The following is a 19,541-nucleotide window of genomic DNA, read 5'->3' as shown; positions in this document are numbered from 1 at the left end:
TCGCGGCCCGGCAGGCTCGCCGGGGCGCCCCCGCGGCGGTACGGTGAACGGCATGACGTTCAACAGCGGCGCTGAGCTCGGCGGCACCACGGCGCGCAAGCGCGGCGGCCTCGTCGCCGGCGGCGTCGGCGTCGCGGGCCTGGGCGGACTGGCCATCCTCCTTCTCAACCTCTTCACCGGCGGCGACATCGGGGGCCTCCTGGGGCTCGGCGACGGGTCGGGCGGCGCACCGGCATCCGAGACGGTCGTCGCCGACTGCGAGGTGGGCGCCGACGCGAACAGCGACGACGAGTGCCGGCTCGTGTTCGGCCAGCGCGTGCTCGACCTGTACTGGCAGGACCACGTGCAGGGCTACCGGCCGCCGCAGCTCATCGTCGTCGACGGGCAGACCAGCACCGCCTGCGGCACCGCGTCGAACCAGACGGGGCCGTTCTACTGCCCGCCCGAAGAGACCATCTACGTCGACCCCGACTTCTTCGGTCTGCTGCGCACGCAGTTCGACACGAGCGCGGGCGAGCTCGCCCAGCTCTACGTGCTCGCGCACGAGTACGGCCACCACATCCAGCAGATCACCGGCGTCTTCGACGCGTACCCGCCCAACGGCACCGGCCCCGAGAGCAACGGGGTGCGCACCGAGCTGCAGGCCGACTGCCTCGCCGGCGCCTGGGTGGCCTCGGCCTCGCAAGAGGTCGACGCGAACGGCGTGCCCTACCTGCAGGCCCCGACCGAGGCGCAGCTGCGCGACGCGCTGGATGCCGCGGCCGCGGTCGGCGACGACCACATCCAGGCGCAGTCGGGCGCCGTCAACCCCGAGAGCTGGACGCACGGCTCCAGCGAGCAGCGCCGTGCGTGGTTCACCGCCGGCTACCAGAACGGGCTGTCGGCGTGCGACACGTTCGAGATCCCCGGGAGCAGCCTGTGAGCGCGGGACCGGCCCACCTCGACGACATCCTCTACCCGCCGATCGAGCCCTTCGAGACCGGCTTCCTCGTCGCCGGCGACGGGCAGCGCGTCTACTGGGAGCAGTCGGGCAACCCGCAGGGCAAGCCCGTCGTGTTCCTCCACGGCGGCCCCGGGGCGGGCACCTCGCCGTGGCATCGGCGCTTCTTCGACCCGGAGCGCTACCGCATCGTGCTGCTCGACCAGCGCGGCTGCGGCCGGTCGACGCCGCACATGAGCGCCCCCGACGCCGACCTGCGGTTCAACACCACCTGGCACCTCGTGGCCGACATCGAGCTGCTGCGCCGCAACCTCGGCATCGAGCGCTGGCAGGTCTTCGGCGGGTCGTGGGGCAGCGCCCTGGCCCTCGCCTATGCCGAGACCCACCCCGACGTCGTCTCCGAGCTGGTGCTGCGGGGCATCTTCACCCTGCGCCGCCACGAGCTGGAGTGGTTCTACGAGGGCGGCGCCGCGGCGGTGTTCCCCGACCTGTGGGAGGCCTTCCTCGCGCCCATCCCGGTGCTCGAGCGCTCGCGCATGATGGACGCCTACGCGCGCCGCCTCGCCGACCCCGACCCGGCCGTCCACGTGCCCGCCGGGGTGGCGTGGACGACGTGGGAGGCCTCGACGCTGACGCTGCGGCCCGATCCCGACCTCGTGCACTCGATGACCGGGCCCGAGGATGCCGTGGCCTTCGCGCGCATCGAGAACCACTACTTCCAGCACGGCGGCTGGCTGCGCGACGGGCAGCTGATCGAGGATGCCGGGGCGATCCGTCACATCCCGACGGTCATCGTGCAGGGGCGCTACGACATGTGCACGCCGATCATGACCGCGTGGGATCTGCACCGCGCGCTGCCCGAGGCCGAGTTCGTCGTCGTTCCGGATGCGGGGCACTCGGCATCCGAGCCCGGCATCGCCGCCGCGCTGCGCGAGGCGACCGACCGCTTCGCCGACTGATAGACTGAAGGTTCTTGCCGCGCCGGCATCCGCCCGCGGCACGCGTCGTAGAACGCTTCCCTCGCCGCCCGGCACCGCCCGGATGATCGGCTGACATTCACATACGGCGAACCTGCACCCGCATTCCGCACGCAGGCCACCGATCCGGGCCATCGCCCAGAAATCCGCCATGACAGACATGACTTTCCGCACGCTCGGCGTGCCCGCCCCCCTGCTCGAGGTGCTCGCCGCCGACGGCAAGACTAGCCCCTTCCCGATCCAGGTCGACACCCTGCCCGACACGCTCTCGGGGCGTGACGTGCTCGGTCGCGGCAAGACCGGCTCGGGCAAGACCCTCGCCTTCTCGATCCCGATGGCCGCGCGCCTCGGCGGCGCCCTCGCCGGCGGCACCCGCCGCGCCGGTCGCATCCTCGGCCTCGTGCTCGCCCCCACCCGGGAGCTCGCCACCCAGATCGACGCGACCCTCGCGCCGCTCGCGGCCGCCTACGGCCTGAAGACGACCACCATCTTCGGCGGCGTCAACCAGAACCGCCAGGTCGCCGCCCTCAAGGCCGGCGTCGACATCGTGGTGGCCTGCCCCGGCCGCCTCGAAGACCTCATGCAGCAGGGCTTCGTGCGCCTGGATGCCGTCGAGATCACCGTCATCGACGAGGCCGACCACATGGCCGACCTCGGCTTCCTGCCGGTCGTCACGCGCATCCTCGACAAGACCCCGCGCGACGGGCAGCGGATGCTGTTCAGCGCGACGCTGGACAACGGCGTCGACAAGCTCGTGCGCCGCTTCCTGCAGAACGAGGTGCTGCACTCGGTCGACGAGGCGCACTCGCCGGTCGCCGCGATGACCCACCACGTCTTCCACGTGGACGGCAACGACACCAAGAAGGAGCTCGTGCGCACCCTCGCCTCGGGCACCGGGCGTCGCATCCTGTTCATGCGCACCAAGCACGCGGCCAAGAAGCTCGCCCAGCAGCTCACCGCCTCGGGCATCCCGTCGGTCGACCTGCACGGCAACCTCTCGCAGCCCCAGCGCGACCGCAACCTCGCGGCCTTCTCGTCGGGTGCCGCCAAGGTGCTCGTGGCCACCGACGTCGCCGCCCGCGGCGTGCACGTCGACGACGTCGAGCTGGTCATCCACGTCGACCCGCCCATGGAGCACAAGGCCTACCTGCACCGCTCGGGCCGCACCGCCCGCGCCGGCGCCGAGGGCTCGGTCGTCACGATCGTGCTCCCCGGCCAGGAGAAGGACGTCAAGGATCTGCTGCGCAAGGCCGCCATCTCGGTGCAGCCGATCACCGTGACCCCCACCTCGCCCGAGGTCACCAGCCTCGTCGGCACGGTCGCCGCCTACGTCGCCCCGGCGCCGAAGGTCGAGCAGCCCCGTGGTGGCGGTCGCAGCCAGGGCGCCAACGCGCAGCGCAAGCGCGCCGCCCGCGAAGAGGGTGGCCGCCAGGGTGGCCAGGGCCGTTCCGGCCAGGGACGCCCCGGCCGCAGCGGCGGTCGCGACAACGCCCGCTCGACTGACGCGCACGCCCGCCCCGCCGCCGACCGCGCGCAGGGCACGGCCCGCTCGGCCCAGCCCGCGGCATCCGGCAACGCCCGCACGTCGGGTCGCCGCGCCACGCACGGCGGCGGTGCCGCCGGCGGCAAGTACACGGTCGGCTCGGTCGTCCGCAGCAACACCGGTGGGCAGCGCCGCAGCGGCCGCTGACCCCCAGCCCTTGACGAACGGCGTCTGCGCATCGCGCGCAGGCGCCGTTCGCGTTTCCCGGGTACCTCTCTCGGAGGGTGCGATCCCCTTCGGAGGATCGTGGCGAAGGCAACCGATCTGGGTGCCGGCCTCCGAATCCGGTGAGGTGGGCGGATGCCGCGGGCTGCGGAGCAGGTGGACTGCGGGTGCCGTGTGCCACGCGTGCGCTGCGTGCACCCCTTCTCGGAGGGTGCGATCCGGTTCGGAGGATCGTGGCGAAAGCATCCGATCTGGGCGCCGGCCTCCGAATCCGCAGAGGCGCGTGGACGCCACGGGACGCGGATGCGGCGCGTCAGGCGCGCTGAGTGCACCCCTTCTCGGAGGGTGCGATCCGGTTCGGAGGATCGTGGCGAGAGCATCCGATCTGGGCGCCGGTCTCCGAATCCGGTGAGGCGGGCGGATGCCGCGGGCTGCGGGGCGGGTGGGCTGCGGGTGCCGTGTGCCACGCGTGCGCTGAGTGCACCCCTTCTCGGAGGGTGCGATCCGGTTCGGAGGATCGTGGCGAAAGCATCCGATCTGGGCGCCGGTCTCCGAAACCGGTGAGGTGCGTGGACGCTAAGGGACGCGGATGCGGCGCGTCAGGCGCGCTGAGTGCACCCCTTCTCGGAGGGTGCGATCCGGTTCGGAGGATCGTGGCGAAAGCATCCGATCTGAGTGCTGGTCTCCGAATCCGGTGAGGCGGCCGGATGCCGCGGGCTGCGGAGCAGGAGAGCCCGGATGCCGTGTGCCACGGCCCGTGAGTGGTCACGACCCCGAGCAGTCGCGGCCCGCGCGTGCGACCCGGTGCTCTCCCGGCCCCCGCTGACGCACCCATTTCGGAGATCGGCGCCCACGTCGGAGGAATCGGCCCGGAAGCTCCGAATCCGGTGATGGTCTCCGAACTCGGCGACCACGAACCGAACCAACCCGCCCGACCCGACCGACCCGACCCGACCGACCGAACCGACCCGACCCAACCCGACCGAACCGACCCGAACCAACCCGACCGACCGACCGACCGACCCGACCCCGCCCGCCCGAACCGCCCCGAACCGCCCGCCCGCCCGCTAGGCCCGGAAGGCCTTCAGCAGCGTGGCCGACATGGCGGCCCAGTCGCCGGTGATGCGGAAGCGGGTGAAGCCCTCCGAGACGGCGGTGCCGGTGCGCGAGGTGACGAACCAGGGCGGCTTGGGCAGAGCCGAGAAGCGGCCGCGGCCGAGGGACCGCGGGAAGGGGCGGAACGGTCCGCGCACGACGGTGCGCTCGACGTCGGCCAGCAGCAGCGCGTTGTGCACGATGCCGATGCCGCTCGGGGCGTCGTCGACGGTGCCGCCGGGGTAGGCGCCCCACGTCGCGGTGGGGGTGAGGAAGCCGAACGCGGTCCACGCGTTGACGGCCACGGTGCCGTAGTGCAGGTCGGCGATCGCACGCTCGAAGCCGGCGCCGAGCTCCCGTTGGGTGCCCGGGTCGACGATCACGTTGGCGCCGAGGGTGCCCACGAGCCGTTCGTTGGCGTGGGCGACGGCGGCGTCGACGAACTGCTGCCCGGTGCCGGGCAGGGCCACCACGCCCAGCACGGGGGAGAAGTACTCGGTCGTCTCGATCGCGGTCGCCTCGGCCGGGGTGGTCTGCACGAGCGCGCGGGTGCCGTCGCCGCACCACGCGGCATCCGGGTAGTCCTCACGCGCGGCGGCGAGCTTGCCGTCGCCGCCCGGGTACCAGACCGGACGAGCGGGAGCGCGGTCGTAGGCGGCGCGCACCTCGGTGAGGAACGCCTCGCGCTGCGGCCAGTCGGAGCTCAGCAGCACGACCTGGCCGGCGATGCAGTTGTGGCCGCCGTTGTGCAGGCGCATCGTCACGACGTGCTCGGCCTGGAAGCGCAGGTCGGCGGCCGACCACTCTCCGGGCACAACGATGATCGGCGACACCCCGCCGAGCTCGGCGGTGATGGGCGCCGTCAGCCCGGGCACGATGGCGCGGAAGGTCGCTTCCGAACCGGTGATGTGCACGTGCGAGATCGATTCATGCCGCGTGAGGTATGCGCCGACATCGCCCCCGCCGCGCACGATGCGCAGGAAGCCGGGCTCGATCAGCGGCGCGAGCGCCCGCGCGAACACCGGCACGAGTGCGTCTTGCGTGGGGTTGACCTTCAGCAGCGCGACGCGGTTCGACGCGAGCAGCTCGTACAGCACGTCGAGGAACGGGATCGAGGTCACGTTGCCCGCCCCCAGCACCAGGCCGACCCCGCCGGATGCCGTGGGCGTCAGCTGCCCGAGACCGGCGCGGCGCTTGGCGTGGGCGGGGCTGACCCCGGGCGTCAGCCACACCTCGGTGGTGTACCCCGACAGCAGCAGGGCGTCGGTGGGCGTCAGCGGCGACGTGTGCACGGCCGTGCGGCCGCCCGGCGCGGCGCTCGTGCGCACCTTCGACAGCGGGCTGCGGCCGGCGGCCAGTGCGGTGAGCGTGTCGGCGTACGCGTCGAGGGCGACCAGTGCCGCGTAGGGCCCCGACAGCCACTCCTCGCCCCGCAGCGGGTGACCCGGTGCGAGGCTCTTCGACGTCGAGGCGATGTCGACCCAGTCGTCGGCGACGGCGGCGACGGCAGAGCGGATGCGACGCAGCAGGGTCGCGCGCTGGGGAAGGCTCAGCAGGCTCCAGGCGCGGGCGCCGGTCTGCAGGGCGGCGATGTCGGCATCCAGCTCCGCCCGCACATCCGAGGGGAGGGAGGCGGGCGCGGTCGACGGTGATTTCGGGCTCACGGGCCCAGCATAGGTCGGGCGGCACCGGATGCCGAGGCGAACGCGACCCGGTGCCGCGGCGCGACCGCCCCACGGGTCAGCCCGGCACCGCCCCGCGACCCCCAGCGACCCCCGACACCGCCCCGAGACCCCCGGTGAACCGCCCGTCGGCGTCAGCCCAGGGCGTCGGCTTCGACGTCGGCGCGGCGAAGGCGGTAGCGGGAGAGCGGGATGAGGCTCAGCAGCACGAGCGCGGCGGGCACGATGCTGAAGGCCACGACGATGCCGTTGACCGCGGCATCCGGCTGGGTCACCGCCACCCCGGCGGTGCTCTCGATGTAGCCGGTCGCGGCGAGGGTGATGGTGAGCATCGTGGCGCCGAGGGCGAAGCCGGTGGTCTCGCCCGCGGTCCACACGCCCCCGAACGCACCCGCCCGCCCCGGGCCGTGACGGCGGGCGTCGTGGCCGATGACATCGGGCAGCATCGCCATCGGCAGCGACTGCATGCCGGCGTAGGCGACGCCCGCGACGGCGACCGACGCGTAGATCCACAGGCCCGGCAGCCACGCCGCGGCGAACGTCGACAGTGCGGCCACGGCGAACAGGGCGCTGGCCAGGCCGAACGCGGTCTCTTTGCCGATGCGGCGGGCGATGTCGCCCCACGCCGGTGCGGCGACGAGCGCGGGGGCGATGAGCGCGACGAACAGCAGGGTCACCGCGTCTTCGGAGCGCATCACCCAGGTGGCCAGGTACTGCGCGCCGGCGAGCATGAGCCCGGTGGCGAGCGCCTGCAGGAAGAAGGTCGCCAGCAGCGCCCGGAACGGCTGGCTGCGGCGCAGCGTCTCCAGCGCGGCGCGGAAGTTGTCGCGGATGCCGCCACCCGGGGTGGACGCGTCGCGGCCGACGCCCCGGGCGGGATCGCCGACGACCTGACCGGCCACGAGTTCGGCCTGCTCGGCTGCCGCGGTCGCCGCCGCCGACATGCCCGACAGGCGCCGGTGCGCGCGCCCCGCGACGCCGGTGGCGATGAGCATGCCCAGGCCGATCACGACGCCCGAGACGATGCCCATGATGAGGTAGCCGGTGGTCGGGTCGCCGATGCGCCGCAGCAGCGGACCCCCCGCACCGAACAGCAGGATCGCGAAGGTGAGCACGACCACGCGCCAGGTGAGCAGGCGCGTGCGCTCGTCGTAGCGGTCGCTCAGCTCAGCGGGCAGGGCGATGTAGGGCACCTGGAACAGGCTGAACGCGGTGGCGGTCAGCAGGAAAGCGACCATCACCCAGATGGCCGAGAACACCGGTGACAGCGCCGGCGGCACCGCGAAGGTGGCCGCGAACAGCACCGGAAGGGCCAGCGCGCCGATCAGCATGAGCCGGCGGCGCGAGCCGTGCCGGGCGCGATCGGCGTCGGTGAGCGCACCGATGACGGGGTCGACGACGACGTCCCAGACCTTCGCGACGGTGACGATGGCGCCGGCCATGAGCGCGGTGACGCCCAGGTTGTCGGTCAGGTAATAGGTGAGCACCAGGCCGGGCAGCGTGGCGAAGCCGCCGGTGCCGATCGACCCCGCCGCGTACCGCGCGATGGTGCTGCGACGGAGGGCGGGGGGCGCGGTGGCAGCTGCGTCGGTGGCCATGGGTGTCACCCTAGCGGGGGCGGCGCGCGCCCCCGCGGGCGACTCAGATGAGCGAGAGCTCGCGCAGCTTCGCCTCGACGTCGGCGTTCGACGGCTCGACGTGGTGGCTGGCGTCGGGGTAGACGACCACCGGGATGTTGGTGCGGCCCGAGATCTCGCGCGCCACGTCGGCCGCGGCCGGGTCGGCCTCGAGGTCGACGTAGGTGTAGCCGATGCCCAGCTCGTCGAGCTGAGCCTTGGTGCGGCGGCAGTCACGGCACCAGTCGGCGCCGAACATCGTGATGGTCTCGGTGGAGGTCATCCCTCTATTGTCGTCGCTCGGGCGGGGACGGGCGCTGCCGGCGCGGCTCAGCCGATGAGCTTGCGCAGGTCGTCGACGTCCATCCCGTAGTTGACGCGCACGCTCGGCAGGGCCAGCTTGTCCTGGCCGATCGCGACGTACCCCTGCTCGATCGTGCGCCCCAGCGAGAACCCGGCCTGTGCCGTGCCCTGCTTCGTGCGCTCGTCGTAGTGGCCGAACGGGTACGCGACGACCTCTTTCACCCCGCCCAGCGTCGCCGCCGAGGCCTCGAGGTCGGCGGCGATCTCGGCGGGCGACAGGTTGATCATCTGCCCCTTCCCGTTCGCGCCGGCGGTGTGCAGGTGGCCGGTGTGCGAGCGCTTGAGCACGTAGGGGGTGAGGTCGGGTCCGGGGCCGCCGTCGGTGATGACGAAGGAGGTCGTCATCACCGCGTGCTTCGCGACCAGCGGCACTGCCAGCTCGAGCCACGTGGGGTCGCCGTCGTCGTCGGTGACGATGACGGAGTGGTCGGGGAGGAACAGGCGGCCGTCGATGAACGCGTCGAGCTCGAGCCACGTCGGCAGGTAGAAGCCCTGCGCCGCGATGTAGCCCAGGTGCGCGTCCCAGTCGCCGACATACGCGTAGTTGCCGCGCAGCCAGCCCGACTCGCCCTCCGGCTTCGCCGTGAACTGGTGGTACATGAGGATCGGGATACGGGCGCCTTCGGCGGCGTTGCGCTCGGGCGTCACCCACCCGGCGTGCAGGGTGCGCTCGCGGCCGGTGCAGGTCACCAGCTCCGAGCCGTTCACCCGCCCGGGGATCGCCAGCGCCGCGGCGTCGTCGGGGGTCGCATACCAGCCGGCGAACACGGCGCCCTCGCGCTGGGGGATCGGCAGCGCGGCATACAGCGTGCCGCCGGTCTCGAGCACCGGCGCATCGGCGATGCCGTCGCCGGCGAAGCTCACCGCGCAGGCGGCGGGATCGGCCGTGGTCGCCAGCAGCGCTTCGACCGGGGTGAGCGGGGTGGGCGTCGGGGTGGGCGACGGGGTCTCACCGCGGCTGGGTGCAGCGGCGGGCGGCTCCGATGCGCACGCCGTGAGGGTCAGTGCGGCCGAGAGCACGCACACCCAGATCGTCCCCAGACGGCGTCGCGGAAGGCGCGTCATCCCCGCATCATGCCACGGGCGGCACGTGCCGCCGTGACGACACAGGCGACGAGGTGGTGAACCCTGTGAAAACTCGCCTCCGCCCTCAGGCTTCGCGTGCGACGATGGTCGCGGATCTGTGCCCAGCCGTGCTCCAGGAGTCACCATCGACCTGTCGATCATCGTCCCGACCTTCAACGAGGCGCCCAACGTCGCCGAACTCGTGCGCCGCGTCACGGCGGCGACCGACGGCATCCAGGCCGAGATCGTCTTCGTCGACGACAGCACCGACGACACCCCCGAGGTGATCCGCGTCGTGGCGGCCACCGCGGCGATGCCGGTGCGCGTCATCCACCGCGACGCCCCGACGGGCGGACTGGGCGGCGCCGTCGTCGAGGGCATCCGCGGCGCGGCATCCGATGTCTGCCTCGTCATGGACGGCGATCTGCAGCATCCGCCCGAGAAGATCCCAGAGATGTACGCGCGCTACCGGCAGGGCGAGGTCGACGTGGTCGTCGCGTCGCGCTACGTCGGCGGCGGCTCGTCGGGCGGGCTGGCCGACCGCACCCGCGTGATGGTCTCGCGCGCCTCCACCGCGCTCACCAAAGCCATGTTCCCGGTGCGCCTGCACGATGTCACCGACCCGATGACGGGCTTCTTCCTCGTCTCGCGCACCGCGGTCGACCTCGACGGCCTGCAGCCGCGGGGCTTCAAGATCCTGCTCGAGATCCTCGTGCGCAAGTCGTTCCGCATCGCCGAGGTGCCCTTCGACTTCGCCGACCGCCACGCCGGCGACTCCAAGGCCTCGTTCCGGCAGGGCCTGCACTTCCTCACCCAGCTGGCGGTGCTGCGGTTCGGCAAGATGTCGCTGTTCGCCGTGATCGGCGGGCTCGGGGCCGTCGCCAACGTCGTCATCGTGTGGCTGCTGACGCACCTGGGGGTCGACTACATCGTCGCCGCCGTCATCGCCGCCGAGGTCACCATCGTCGGCAACTTCGTGCTGATCGAGCGCTTCGTGTTCAACGACATGCGCGGTGCGGCATCGGGGGTGTGGTCGCGGTTCGCGAAGTCGTTCGCCTTCAACAACGCCGAGGCGGTCATCCGCATCCCGATCGTGGCGCTCATGGTCAGCACCAGCCACATCTCGGCGGTGCTGGCGACGGCCATCACTCTCGTCGTCGCCTTCTTCGTGCGCTTCGTCTTCCACTCGCTCGTGGTCTACGCCCCCAAGAAGGAGGGCAAGCCGACGCCGGTGCGCGAGGCGATCGAGAAGCTCGACGAGCAGGCGATGCAGCCCGGCGAGCTCTGACCCAGCCCGGCGAGCTCTGACCCGTCCCAGCGAGCTCTGTCCCCGCCCGGCGAGCTCTGCCCCCGCCCAGCGAGCTGAGCCTCAGCCCGCGGCGTCGCCCGCGCCGGGCTCCGGCGCCTCGCCGGCCCGGGGGATCTCGAGCAGGTGCAGGAAGTCCTCGAACAGCCCGACCATGTCGACGGCGTCGGGGTCGAGCAGCCACTGAAGCTGCAGGCCGTCCATCATCGCGGTCACCAGCTGCCCCACCCGGCGCGGGTCGAGGTCGCCGCGCAGCTCGCCGTCCTCCTGCAGTCGGGTGAATGACTGGTCGTCCTGGTGGCGGATCTGCCGGTAGCGCTCGCGGAACGATTCGTGGGCCGGATGCTGCGGATCGGTCGCCTCGGCCGACAGCACGACGTGCAGGGCGACCAGGCCGGGGGACTGGGCGTTGCGGGCGACCTGGTTGCGCATCGTGTCGACGAAGGTCACGCCCGCCGCCTCGGCGGCCTCGCGGCGCACCCGGTCCTGCTCGTCGCGCTCGGAGATGGTCGCCGCCAGCAGTCCGACCTTCGAGCCGAAGTGGTGCAGCAGACCGGCATCCGAGATGCCCACCCGGCGCGCGATCTCGCGGAGGGAGGTGCCCCGGTAGCCATTCTCGCCGAACACTTCGACGGCGGTGGAGAGGATCGTCGTGCGCCTGCGGTCGCCGCGCACGCGGCGCTGGTCTTCGCGGGCGGGCGCCTCGGCGCCACCCGCCCCGCCCTCGGCGGTCGAGGCCTCGGCGGTCGGTGCCCCGTCGGCGCGGGCCTGGTCGGTGCGCTGGTCGTCGTCGCTCATGCGCTCTCCCCCCTTGCGGGTCGTTTCCGGATCAGTCTATGCTCAACAAACTAAGCAAGCAGTTGCTAAGTTAGTTTTCACAGTTGGCTTCACCGGATGGCAGCACCGCCATCCCGCACTCAATGAGGAGGACCCATGAAGATGGGACGCAAGACGATCGCGATCGGGGCGATCGGCATCGTCGGACTGCTCGCACTGTCAGGCTGCGGCCGCACAGACGACGCCGGCACCGGCGGCAACGCCGAGGCCACGACGATCGACGACTCGCCCGCCACCGGCGAGATCAACATCTGGGCGATGGGTGAGGAGGGCGAGAACCTCGGCGACTTCTCCGCCGCCTTCACCGAGGCCAACCCGGATGCCACCGTGACGGTCACCACGATCCCGTGGGCCGACGTCATGACCAAGTACCAGACGGCCGTCGCCGCCGGCACGGTGCCCGACGCCATCATGATCGGCTCGTCGCTGCTGCCCTCGATGGTCGCCGCGGGCGGCCTGGCGCCGGTTCCCGACGGCGTGGTCGACGAGTCCACCCTCAACGAGACCGCAGCCGACTCGACCGTCGTCGACGGCGTCTCCTACGGCGTGCCCTGGTACGTCGAGACGCGCGTGCTCTACTACCGCAGCGACCTCGCCGAGGCGGCGGGCCTGTCGGCGCCCACCACGTGGGACGAGTTCACCGACTTCGCCAAGGGCTTCACCACGGCCGGTGCCCAGTACGGCATCCAGCTGCCCATGGGCGACGCCGAAGACTCGACCCAGGTGATCCTGCCGTACTACGCCCAGGCCGGTGGCGAGGTGCTCAACGACGCGGGCGACGCCTACGCCTGGGACCACGACGCGCTCGTGCAGGCGCTGGAGTACTACGGCTCGTTCTTCACCGAGGGCCTGGCCCCGCTGTCGGGCTACGGCGACTCGCAGACCGCGGCGTTCGTCGACGGCTCGAACCCCGCCTTCATCTCGGGCCCGTGGATGGTCTCGGTGCTCGCCGACATGCAGGATGCCGACTGGGTCGAGCAGAACGTCGCCACCGTGCCGGTTCCCGCCGGCGCCGACAACAACGACTCCTACCTGGGCGGCGCCCACCTCGGCGTCTTCAGCGACGCCAAGAACGCCGACGGCGCATGGAAGCTCATCCGCTGGCTGTCGGAGGCCCAGACGCAGGCCGACTGGTTCGATGTGACCAGCGCGCTGCCGTCGGTCTCGTCGGTCTTCGACGAGGAGCCGTTCACCTCCAACCCGCGCATCGAGGTGCTCAACGAGCAGCTCCAGAACACCGTCGCCCCGCCGTCGGTGCCCAGCTGGGACGCCATGTCGGCGTTCATCGAGACCGAGGCCGAGAAGGTCGCCAACGGCTCGAGCGCTGAGGACGCGGCCACCGCCATCGAGTCCAAGGCGGAGTCGCTCGGGACGGGCTGGTAAACACGATGACCGTTGCCGCCGCTGGGCGGGGGAAGGTCGCCGCCCCGGGAGGGTTCAAAGCCCAGCGGCGGCGCACGGCCCTCGTCGCCTGGTTGTTCGCCCTGCCGTTCGTCGCGGTCTTCGCGGTGTTCATGCTGGGCCCGCTGCTCGGGTCGTTCGCGATGTCGTTCACCGACCTGGGGGTGAAGGACCTGCGCTCGCCGTTCGCGGTGAACTTCATCGCGTTCGACAACTTCGTCACGCTGTTCCAGGACGAGCTGTTCGTCAAGTCGATCTTCAACACCTTCTACTTCGTCATCATCGGCATCCCGCTGACGATGGCGGCGGGCCTGCTGCTGGCCGTGGCGTTGAACTCCGGCATCGAGAAGTTCCGCAGCGTCTTCCGCGTCGGCTACTACACGCCGGTCGTGACCTCGATCGTCGCCGTGGCCGTCGTGTGGCGCTTCATCCTGCAGGACTCCGGGCTGGTCAACACGGTGCTGGCCTGGGTCGGCATCGACGGCCCCGACTGGCTCAACGACCCGACGTGGGCGATGCCCTCGATCATCGCGATGGCCGTCTGGCGCAACATGGGCACGCTGATGATCATCTTCCTCGCGGGGCTGCAGGCCATTCCGCAGGAGCTGTACGAAGCAGCCGAGGTTGACGGCGCGGGCTCGTGGCGCCGGTTCACCGGCATCACGATGCCGCTCATGCGGCCGACGCTCCTGCTGGGCGCGGTGCTGCTGTCGGTGGGCTTCCTGCAGGTGTTCGAGGAACCGTTCGTCATGACGCAGGGCGGCCCGCTGAATTCCACCCTGACGATCAGCTACTACGTCTACAACCAGTTCGGCTACGGCGACTACTCGCTGGCATCGGCTGCCGCCTACGTGCTGTTCGCGTTCATCGCGGCACTGTCGGCCGTGCAGTTCCGGCTGCTGCGTTCGAAGGACAAGTGACATGGCCACCATCGCACCGACCCCCGTCGCATCCGCGCCGGCCACCCCCGACCGGCGGCCCCGCCGCCGCCCGGAGTGGTCGCGCGGCGCCACCTACGTGGCGCTGACGATCGGGCTCATCCTCACCCTCATGCCCTTCATCTGGATGCTGCTGGGCAGCTTCAAGACGCAGGGCGAGCTGCTGCAGCGGCCCATCACGTGGTGGCCCGAGCAGGCCACGCTCGACAACTACTCGCGCTGGCTGACCCAGCTCGACTACGGCCAGTTCTTCTTCAACTCGGTCGTCGTGGCGCTCGTGGTGGTGCTGGGCAACATCGTGTTCTGCTCGATGGTCGCCTATGCCCTCGCCAAGCTCGACTTCCCCGGCAAGAAGGTGCTGTTCGGGCTCGTGCTGCTGACCCTCATGGTGCCGGGCGTCGTGACGCTCGTGCCGATGTTCGTCCTGGTGGCGAACATGGGGCTGGTCAACACCTACCCGGCGCTCATCCTGCCGTTCCTGGCGGGCCCGCTCGGCGTCTTCCTCATGCGGCAGTTCATCATGGGCGTGCCCGACGCTCTCATCGAGGCGGCGCGCATCGACGGGGCGGGCGAGTTCCGCATCTTCACGCGCATCGTGCTGCCGCAGTGCGGACCGGCGATCGCGACCCTCGCGATCCTCACCTTCCTGGCGTCGTGGAACAACTTCCTGTGGCCGCTGGTGGTGGCCCAGACCGAGAACATGTACACCCTCCCGGTGGCCCTGTCGCTGTACTCGGTCGGGTCCAACGGCACCTACTACGGCCTGCTGATGGCCGGTTCGGTGCTGGTGGTCACGCCCATCCTCATCCTGTTCCTGTTCCTCCAGCGCTACTTCGTGCAGGGGATCGCCATGACCGGGCTCAAGTGAGCCCCGACAAGACCGAGATCCAGACCGAGATCCAGACAAGGACCCATTCATGACCACGCTCACCTTCCCCGTCGGCTTCCAGTGGGGTGCGGCCACCGCCGGCCACCAGATCGAAGGCGGAAACGTGAACAGCGACTGGTGGCCGCGGGAGGTCGCGCCGGGCACCGACATCCCCGAGCCCTCGGGCGATGCCGCCGACAGCTATCACCGCTACCGGGAGGACATCGCGCTGCTGGCGGCGTCGGGGCTCGACACCTACCGGTTCTCGCTGGAGTGGTCGCGCATCGAGCCGGCCGAGGGCATGGTCTCCCACGCCGCGCTCGACCACTACCGCCGGGTGGTCGAGGCGTGCCACGAGTTCGGGGTGACCCCGGCCATCACGATCTACCACTTCACCACGCCCCGCTGGTTCGCCGATGACGGCGGCTGGCGCAACCCGGCCTCGGTCGAGCGCTTCGCCCGGTTCACCGAGATCGTGCTGCCGCTGCTGCACACGGCATCCCACGTGTTCACGATCAACGAGCCGAACATCCTCGCCATGATCTTCGCCGGCAAAGAGGGCAATCAGCAGATCCAGGCGGGGGCGCTGCCGAACCCGGATGCCGTGGTCACCGAGCACATCATCGCCGCGCACCGCCGCGCCGTCGAGCTCGTGCGCACCACCGGTCGCCCGGTGGGCTGGCCGGTGGCGCCGCAGCAGTTCTTCGCCGACCCGGGCGCCGAAGAGGTGCTGCGCGCCTACGCCTACCCGCGCGAGACGGTCTTCCTCGAAGCCTCGCGGGGTGACGACTTCATCGGGGTGCAGGCCTACACCCGCACCCGCATCACCCTCGACGGCCCGCTGCCGGCCCCCGACGACGTCGAGCAGACCCTCACCGGCTGGGAGTACTACCCGCCCGCGATCGCCGAGGCCGCGCGCCTGGCCCACGACGTCACCGGGCTGCCGGTGTTCGTCAGCGAGAACGGCATCGCCACGGCCGACGACGCGCGGCGCATCGACTACACGCGCGGCGCCCTGCAGGCGCTGCACGCCGAGGTGTCCGCCGGTCTGCCGCTCATCGGCTACCTGCACTGGTCGCTGCTCGACAACTACGAGTGGGGGTCGTACCGGCCTACGTTCGGTCTCATCGGGTGGGACCGCGAGACCTTCCAGCGTCACCCGAAGCCGAGCCTGCAGTGGCTGGGCGAGGTCGCCAAGGCCAACGCCGTCGAGGCCTGAGCGCGGCCACCGGATGCCGGGCGGGTCGGACTTCCCCGGGGGAGGCCCGGCCCGCTAGCGTTCGGGAGGGGAACCACCCCGCCGACCGAGGGACCGTCGTCATGCCGCATCTTCCTTCTTGGCGCGCCGGCGCCGCCCGATCCGCGCTCGAGGCGTTCGTGGCCCGCGTCACCACCGGCGAGGACGCCGTGCCCGCGGCCGAGCGCATCGCCGTCTTCGACAACGACGGCACCCTGTGGACCGAGAAGCCGATGCCGGCCCAGCTGCACTACATCGTGGGGCGGTGGGCGGCGGCCGCGGCGGCCGACCCCGCCCTCGCCGACCGCCAGCCCTACCGCGCGGCCGTCACCGGCGACCTGCAGTGGCTGGGGGAGGCGATCGACCGGCACTACGCCGGCGACGACTCCCAGGTGCGTGTCATCATCGAGGCGATCGTGGCTCTCACCGACGGCGTCGACGTGGAGGCGTACGCCCGGTCGGTGGGCGAGTTCTTCGCCACCGCGCACCACCCCACCCTGCACCGCCCGTTCCCACAGACGACCTACGCGCCGATGCGGGAGCTGCTGACCTACCTCGAGCACCACGGGTTCACCTGCTACGTCGTCTCGGGCGGCGACCGCGACTTCATGCGGCCCATGACCGAGCAGGCCTACGGCATCCCGCCCGAGCGGGTGATCGGGTCGGCGCTCGGCCTCGCCTACGACCCCGCCGCCGCGCAGGTGCGCTACGGCTCGTCGTTCGCGTTCCTCGACGACGGCCCCGAGAAGCCGGTGCGCATCTGGAGCCGCACGGGCCGCCGCCCGCTCCTCGCCGTCGGCAACTCCAACGGCGACATGCCGATGCTCGACTTCGCACTCGGCGGGCAGCGCCCGGCGCTGGCGATGCTCGTCCACCACGACGACGACACCCGCGACGACCCCGCCTACGACACCGGCGCGCAGGACGCGCTCGCCGCAGCCGCCGCGCGCGGGTACACGCTCATCAGCGTGCGGGACGACTGGGCGACGATCTTCCCGCACGCCGGCGCCGCCGGCGCCGAGGGCGCCGAGTGACGTCGGCGCCGGTGGCCCGCGCCCGCCCCACCTGGTTCGCCCCCACCCTCGTCGGCTATCGGCGCTCGTGGCTCGGCGCCGACATCGTCGCCGGCCTCTCGGCGGGTGCGGTGGTGGTGCCCCAGGCCATGGCGTATGCGACGATCGCCAACCTGCCGGTGCAGGTCGGCCTCTACACCTGCATCGTGCCGATGCTCGTCTACGCCCTGCTGGGCGGCTCGCGCGCCATGAGCGTGTCGACGACCTCGACGATCGCCACGCTGACGGCCACCACGCTGGTCTCGGCGGGGGTGGCCGCGCACAGCGACGACCCGTTCGGGTCGCTCATGATGCTGAGCCTTCTGGTGGGTGCATTCCTCGTGCTGGCGCGGATCGCGCGCCTGGGCGGGCTCGTCGAGAACATCAGCGGCGCCACCGTGCTGGGACTGAAGATCGGGGTGGGCGCGACGGTCGCCGTCGGCCAGCTGCCCAAGCTCCTCGGCGAGACCGGCGATGTGTCGGGCAGCGGCTTCCTCCGCTCCCTCGCCGCGGTCGGCGACGCCCTCCCCGGCGCGAACGTGCCCACCATCGTGCTGTCGGTGGCTTCGATCGCCGTCCTGGTCGGGTTGCGACGCTTCGCCCCCCGCATCCCGGGGACCCTCGTGGTCGTCGTCGCCGGCATCCTGCTGGTGTGGCTCGCCGACATCGACGAGATCGGTGTCGAGCTGATCCAGCCCGTGCCGTCGGGGCTGCCGGTGCCCGGCCTGCCCGACTTCTCGCAGATCGGGGCGCTCGCGCCGGGAGCGCTGGCGATCGCCGTGATGGCCTTCCTCGAATCGACCGCCGTGGCCCGTGGCATCCGCCGCCCCACCGAGCCGTCGATCGACAGCGACCGCGAGCTGCTGGCCACCGGTGCCGCCAACGTGGCGGGCGCCTTCTTCACCGCGATGCCCGCCGCCGGCGGCTTCTCGCAGAGCGCCGTCAACCAGAGCGCCGGTGCCCGCACCCAGCTGTCGACCCTCGTCACCGTGGCGTTGGCGGTGCTGGTGGCGCTGCTGCTGGGGCCGGTGCTGTCGCTGCTGCCGCAGGCGACGCTGGCGGCGATGGTGTTCGTCGCGGTCGTCGGGCTCATCGACGTGCCGCAGCTGGTGCGCTGGGCGCGCATCAGCCCCGTCGACTTCTGGATCGCGCTGATCGTCGCCCTCGTCGGGCTGTCGGCCGGACTGCTGCTGGCGGTGGCGGTCGGGGTGATCGTGACCCTGCTGCTCGTGCTGCGCGAGCTCAACATCCCGCGGCTGTCGATCATCGACCGGGTGGGCGCGGTCATCGCCGTGCACCTGGGCCGCGGGCTTTACACCGCCAACGCACTCGCCAACGAACGCGCCATCATCGCGCTGGCCACATCGCAGAGCGAGCCGGTGAGCGCCGTGGTGCTCGACCTGGAGCGGATGGATGCGATCACCATCACGGTGCTCGACGCCTTGAGCGATCTCGACCGCGAGCTGGCCGCCTCAGACATCACCCTGCACCTGGCGGCGCTGCCCGAGCGCGCGCGGGCCGTCGCCGCCAAGACCGAGTGGTACCGCTCGCTGGCGACGGCCGGGCGCACCCACGACACGGTCGAGGCGGGCCTGAGGGTGGCCGCCGCCCCCGGTCAGACCTGATCGGGCGGGGTCAGCGGCGCCGCGGCCGGCTCGCTGGTCACCGTCACGACGCGGCCGGCGTCTTCCAGCGCCGCCGCCAGCGCGCGCACGACGTCGGCGGTGACGGGCACGCCGTGGAGCGGATGGTGCCAGAACTGCACCCGGGCGGTCAGCCGCTCGGGTGAGACGGCCACCGCGAGGGCGCGCACGTGCTCGCGCGCGTGCACACCGGGTACCTCGGCGGTCGCCGTGGCGATCTGGTCGAGCAGGTCGTCGACGGTGGCGCCGCCGCGGCTCACCCGCACCTGCACCTCGCTGCGCCGCGCGCCGTGGGTGGAGTCGTTGATGATGGGGTCGCCGAGCACCATCGCGTTGGGCACGTGAACGGTGCGCCCGTCGACGGTGAGGAGCACCACCGAGCGGGAGTTGAGCTCGGTGACCGTGCCGGTGATGAGTCCGTCGGGACCGTCGACGCGGATCTCGTCGCCGACCTTCACCGGCTGGCGCGTCTGGATCAGCACACCCGCCGCGAAGTTGTCGGCCACTCCGCGCAGCACGAGGGCGAGCACCACGGCCACGATGAGCACGATCGCCAGCAGCGGCTGCACATTGGCCCCCAGCACCGCCAGTCCGATGCCGAACCCCAGCAGGATCACCGCATACCCGCAGACACGGGAGGCGACGTGGGCCACGGTCTCGGAGATGCCCGGCGTGCGCGTCAGCAGGGCGCGCACGCCCTTGCGGGCGTAGCGGGAGAGCACCCAGCCGGCCACGGCGATGCCGATCGCGATCAGCAGGCTCCACCACTGCACGTCACTGGGCAGGATCGCGCTGAGGTCCATGACGGCCACC

Annotated in this window: 16 protein-coding genes; 10 read left to right on the top strand and 6 right to left on the bottom strand. The window is 71.7% G+C overall.

Annotation, left to right across the window (positions count from 1 at the left end; genetic code table 11):
- The first annotated feature begins 52 nt into the window (after positions 1 to 52).
- The 3 genes from ypfJ (at position 53) to N3K63_RS02955 (ending at position 3,607) form a co-directional block, all read left to right on the top strand.
- A complete protein-coding gene (ypfJ, locus tag N3K63_RS02965) occupies positions 53 to 922 on the top strand; it encodes a KPN_02809 family neutral zinc metallopeptidase (protein WP_261578493.1) in 870 nt (289 codons plus the stop codon).
- Positions 919 to 1,899, top strand: a complete 981-nt coding sequence (gene pip / locus N3K63_RS02960) for a prolyl aminopeptidase (protein WP_261578492.1) — start codon at positions 919 to 921, stop codon at positions 1,897 to 1,899. Before ypfJ ends, pip begins: the two co-directional genes overlap by 4 nt.
- A gap of 169 nt (positions 1,900 to 2,068) precedes the next feature.
- Complete coding sequence (locus N3K63_RS02955) at positions 2,069 to 3,607, top strand: DEAD/DEAH box helicase (protein WP_261578491.1); 1,539 nt, start codon at positions 2,069 to 2,071, stop codon at positions 3,605 to 3,607.
- 1,085 nt (positions 3,608 to 4,692) lie between these two features.
- Here N3K63_RS02955 and N3K63_RS02950 read toward each other — a convergent pair.
- The 4 genes from N3K63_RS02950 to N3K63_RS02935 form a co-directional block, all read right to left on the bottom strand.
- The gene (locus tag N3K63_RS02950; RefSeq protein ID WP_261578490.1) at positions 4,693 to 6,384 is read right to left on the bottom strand and encodes an aldehyde dehydrogenase family protein; all 1,692 of its coding nucleotides are present in this window, start codon (positions 6,382 to 6,384) and stop codon (positions 4,693 to 4,695) included.
- Between the two features lie 152 nt (positions 6,385 to 6,536).
- Positions 6,537 to 8,000, bottom strand: a complete 1,464-nt coding sequence (locus N3K63_RS02945) for an MFS transporter (RefSeq protein ID WP_261578489.1) — start codon at positions 7,998 to 8,000, stop codon at positions 6,537 to 6,539.
- Positions 8,001 to 8,043: 43 nt separating this feature from the next.
- Positions 8,044 to 8,301: a glutaredoxin family protein gene (locus N3K63_RS02940; RefSeq protein ID WP_261578488.1), complete on the bottom strand. Its 258-nt coding sequence runs from the start codon at positions 8,299 to 8,301 to the stop codon at positions 8,044 to 8,046.
- A gap of 47 nt (positions 8,302 to 8,348) precedes the next feature.
- Positions 8,349 to 9,446 carry a polysaccharide deacetylase family protein gene (locus N3K63_RS02935; protein WP_261578487.1) on the bottom strand — a complete coding sequence of 366 codons (1,098 nt, stop codon included), beginning with the start codon at positions 9,444 to 9,446 and terminating at the stop codon, positions 8,349 to 8,351.
- A 145-nt stretch (positions 9,447 to 9,591) separates the two neighbouring features.
- Between N3K63_RS02935 and N3K63_RS02930 the strand changes: the two genes are divergently transcribed.
- Positions 9,592 to 10,734, top strand: a complete 1,143-nt coding sequence (locus N3K63_RS02930; RefSeq protein WP_261579172.1) for a glycosyltransferase — start codon at positions 9,592 to 9,594, stop codon at positions 10,732 to 10,734.
- An 81-nt stretch (positions 10,735 to 10,815) separates the two neighbouring features.
- Here N3K63_RS02930 and N3K63_RS02925 read toward each other — a convergent pair whose 3' ends face one another.
- Complete coding sequence (locus N3K63_RS02925) at positions 10,816 to 11,550, bottom strand: TetR/AcrR family transcriptional regulator (protein ID WP_261578486.1); 735 nt, start codon at positions 11,548 to 11,550, stop codon at positions 10,816 to 10,818.
- Positions 11,551 to 11,685: 135 nt separating this feature from the next.
- Between N3K63_RS02925 and N3K63_RS02920 the strand changes: the two genes are divergently transcribed.
- From N3K63_RS02920 to N3K63_RS02895, 6 genes are all read left to right on the top strand, one after another.
- Complete coding sequence (locus N3K63_RS02920; RefSeq protein ID WP_261578485.1) at positions 11,686 to 12,972, top strand: sugar ABC transporter substrate-binding protein; 1,287 nt, start codon at positions 11,686 to 11,688, stop codon at positions 12,970 to 12,972.
- A gap of 5 nt (positions 12,973 to 12,977) precedes the next feature.
- The gene (locus N3K63_RS02915) at positions 12,978 to 13,910 is read left to right on the top strand and encodes a carbohydrate ABC transporter permease (protein WP_261578484.1); all 933 of its coding nucleotides are present in this window, start codon (positions 12,978 to 12,980) and stop codon (positions 13,908 to 13,910) included.
- Position 13,911: 1 nt separating this feature from the next.
- Positions 13,912 to 14,796 carry a carbohydrate ABC transporter permease gene (locus N3K63_RS02910; protein WP_261578483.1) on the top strand — a complete coding sequence of 295 codons (885 nt, stop codon included), beginning with the start codon at positions 13,912 to 13,914 and terminating at the stop codon, positions 14,794 to 14,796.
- A 49-nt stretch (positions 14,797 to 14,845) separates the two neighbouring features.
- Positions 14,846 to 16,015, top strand: a complete 1,170-nt coding sequence (locus N3K63_RS02905) for a glycoside hydrolase family 1 protein (RefSeq protein WP_261578482.1) — start codon at positions 14,846 to 14,848, stop codon at positions 16,013 to 16,015.
- 101 nt (positions 16,016 to 16,116) lie between these two features.
- Positions 16,117 to 17,067 carry an HAD family hydrolase gene (locus tag N3K63_RS02900; RefSeq protein ID WP_261578479.1) on the top strand — a complete coding sequence of 317 codons (951 nt, stop codon included), beginning with the start codon at positions 16,117 to 16,119 and terminating at the stop codon, positions 17,065 to 17,067.
- Positions 17,064 to 18,710 (top strand): SulP family inorganic anion transporter, encoded by a 1,647-nt coding sequence (locus N3K63_RS02895; protein WP_261578478.1) that lies wholly within the window; start codon positions 17,064 to 17,066, stop codon positions 18,708 to 18,710. The genes N3K63_RS02900 and N3K63_RS02895 overlap by 4 nt, the downstream gene beginning before the upstream one ends.
- Here N3K63_RS02895 and N3K63_RS02890 read toward each other — a convergent pair.
- Positions 18,701 to 19,531 carry a mechanosensitive ion channel family protein gene (locus N3K63_RS02890; protein WP_261578476.1) on the bottom strand — a complete coding sequence of 277 codons (831 nt, stop codon included), beginning with the start codon at positions 19,529 to 19,531 and terminating at the stop codon, positions 18,701 to 18,703. The genes N3K63_RS02895 and N3K63_RS02890 overlap by 10 nt on opposite strands.
- Positions 19,532 to 19,541 lie beyond the last annotated feature (10 nt).

Origin of the sequence: Microbacterium festucae (genome assembly GCF_025421715.1) — a bacterium.
In the GTDB taxonomy this organism is placed as follows: domain Bacteria; phylum Actinomycetota; class Actinomycetes; order Actinomycetales; family Microbacteriaceae; genus Microbacterium; species Microbacterium festucae.
This window is presented reverse-complemented; position numbering and strand designations above follow the sequence as displayed.

Bases quoted from the DNA above. Each gene is read 5' to 3' on its own strand.
- ypfJ (WP_261578493.1), top strand. From the start codon at position 53: ATGACGTTCAACAGCGGCGCTGAGCTCGGCGGCACCACGGCGCGCAAG.
- N3K63_RS02955 (WP_261578491.1), top strand. From the start codon at position 2,069: ATGACAGACATGACTTTCCGCACGCTCGGCGTGCCCGCCCCCCTGCTC.
- N3K63_RS02945 (WP_261578489.1), bottom strand. From the start codon at position 8,000: ATGGCCACCGACGCAGCTGCCACCGCGCCCCCCGCCCTCCGTCGCAGC.
- N3K63_RS02940 (WP_261578488.1), bottom strand. From the start codon at position 8,301: ATGACCTCCACCGAGACCATCACGATGTTCGGCGCCGACTGGTGCCGT.
- N3K63_RS02935 (WP_261578487.1), bottom strand. From the start codon at position 9,446: ATGACGCGCCTTCCGCGACGCCGTCTGGGGACGATCTGGGTGTGCGTG.
- N3K63_RS02925 (WP_261578486.1), bottom strand. From the start codon at position 11,550: ATGAGCGACGACGACCAGCGCACCGACCAGGCCCGCGCCGACGGGGCA.
- N3K63_RS02920 (WP_261578485.1), top strand. From the start codon at position 11,686: ATGAAGATGGGACGCAAGACGATCGCGATCGGGGCGATCGGCATCGTC.
- N3K63_RS02915 (WP_261578484.1), top strand. From the start codon at position 12,978: ATGACCGTTGCCGCCGCTGGGCGGGGGAAGGTCGCCGCCCCGGGAGGG.
- N3K63_RS02910 (WP_261578483.1), top strand. From the start codon at position 13,912: ATGGCCACCATCGCACCGACCCCCGTCGCATCCGCGCCGGCCACCCCC.
- N3K63_RS02905 (WP_261578482.1), top strand. From the start codon at position 14,846: ATGACCACGCTCACCTTCCCCGTCGGCTTCCAGTGGGGTGCGGCCACC.
- N3K63_RS02900 (WP_261578479.1), top strand. From the start codon at position 16,117: ATGCCGCATCTTCCTTCTTGGCGCGCCGGCGCCGCCCGATCCGCGCTC.
- N3K63_RS02890 (WP_261578476.1), bottom strand. From the start codon at position 19,531: ATGGACCTCAGCGCGATCCTGCCCAGTGACGTGCAGTGGTGGAGCCTG.